The 1,774-nt window shown below is 69.0% G+C and carries 1 protein-coding gene; it reads left to right on the top strand.

Annotated elements, in window-relative coordinates; genetic code table 11:
* The first annotated feature begins 494 nt into the window (after positions 1-494).
* A complete protein-coding gene (locus tag CH341_RS31085; RefSeq protein ID WP_111423529.1) occupies positions 495-1,733 on the top strand; it encodes an MFS transporter in 1,239 nt (412 codons plus the stop codon).
* Positions 1,734-1,774: the final 41 nt, after the last annotated feature.

Below are 1,774 nucleotides of genomic sequence, written 5' to 3'. Positions count from 1 at the left end.
CATCCTCTCCACGAGGCGGGCTTTGCATGATTGGTCATTCCGGGACGGCGCGCAGCGCCGGACCCGGAATCCAGCCGGGAATGCCGTGTCCGGCGCTGGAGTCCGCGTTCGCGCCTTTGGCGCGCCCCGGAATGACCAATTCTGCAAACCCCTCGCCTTCGCGCAGAATGACGACGGAGAGGCTTCGTCGACAGCGGCTGTGGGCGAGCCGGCGACGGACTCGCTTCCCGCCCTGTCCGGTCACCTTCCGCCCTCCGCTCTGCGGTTTTCGCAGCCCCTCCGCGCCGCCGTCGCGGGTCGACTTCGTGCTTTTCCCGATGCACTGTACGTACGTACAGTCTAGCTTGACGGTGCTGAACACGAGAACCGCGGATCGCTGCGGCGGGGGCCTCCCGCCGGCCTGTCCGGGGCCGGCCCGCTTGCGGCCGGCCGGGAGAGGGCCGGCGCGCCCGCCCGGGCGCCGCCCGCGGACACCGAACACCTGGGGGTTACGCATGAACAAAGACACGACCAAATGGCGCGTCCTCGGCGGAGGATTCGCGGCCTACACGTTCGACGCCATGGACCTCGTGCTGCTGGCCATGGCGTTCCAGCCGATCATGAACGACCTCGGCCTCACCCGCTCGGAGGCCGGCCTGCTCGCCACCGCGACGCTGATCGGCGTCGGCATCTCCAGCATCGTGATGGGCTGGTACTCGGACAATTACGGGCGCCGCAAGGCGATGCTGTGGTCGCTGATCAGCTTCAGCCTGCTCACCATGGTGATCGCCTTCGCCAGCACCTGGACCGAGATCCTGATCCTGCGGTTCCTCGCGGGCCTCGGCCTCGGCGGACTGTGGGGCGTCATCGCCGCCTACATCGCCGAGACCTGGCCGGCGGCCCAGCGCGGCCGCGCCGCCGCCTTCGTGATGAGCTCGTTCCCGGTCGGCGTCGGCCTCGCCTCGTTCTTCGCCGGCAAGATCATTCCGCTGTGGGGCTGGCGTGCGCTGTTCCTCACCGCCGGCGTCGCCTTGATCGTCGCCGTCTACGTGTACTTCTTCGTCCCCGAGTCGGAGGCCTGGAAGCAGCAGCGCGACGCGCGGATGCGCGGCGAGGGTACCAAGGCCGAGAAGGTCTCGGTGAAGGAGATCTTCACCGGCGGCATGGCGCGCAACACCATCCTGGCGACGCTGGTCTCCGCCTTCGCGCTGACCGCCTATTGGGGCCCGACCACCTGGCTGCCGACCTATCTGGTCAAGGAGCGCGGCCTCTCTGTCGCCGACATGGGCATGTTCATGACCATCCTCAGCGTCGGCATGTTCCTCGGCTACAACGCGTTCGGCTGGATCGCCGACTTCATCGGCAAGCGTAACGCGCTGGTGCTCTCGCTGGCCGGCTCGGCCGTCATGCTGGCCGTCTACGCGCTCACCGAGAACCCGGCGACGCTCCTGTGGATGGGCCCGGCCTACGCGTTCTTCATGGCCTTCGTCGGCCTGATGGGCTCGTATTACGGCGAGCTGTTCCCGACCCGCGTGCGCACCACCGGCTCGGGCTTCTGCTTCAATGTCGGCCGCGGCGTCTCCGCCTTCGCGCCGTTCATCCTGGGCGGCATCGCCACCGCCTACAGCCTGCAGACCGCGATCCTGATCTGCGCCGTTCCGTTCCTCCTCTCGGCGATCCTCACCGCCTTCCTGCCGAGCACGGAGGTCCGTGCCGCGCAAGCGACCCCCGCCGCTGCTGCGCCGCGGAGCTGATTCCGCGCGCAGTCCCGGGCCGGCCGCAGTTCCCCGCCGCG

The sequence above is a fragment of the Rhodoplanes roseus genome, assembly GCF_003258865.1.
Lineage (GTDB): Bacteria > Pseudomonadota > Alphaproteobacteria > Rhizobiales > Xanthobacteraceae > Rhodoplanes > Rhodoplanes roseus.
Note: the sequence above shows the minus strand (reverse complement) of the source record. Positions and strands in the feature narration are given on the sequence as shown.

Bases quoted from the DNA above. Each gene is read 5' to 3' on its own strand.
- CH341_RS31085 (WP_111423529.1), top strand. From the start codon at position 495: ATGAACAAAGACACGACCAAATGGCGCGTCCTCGGCGGAGGATTCGCG.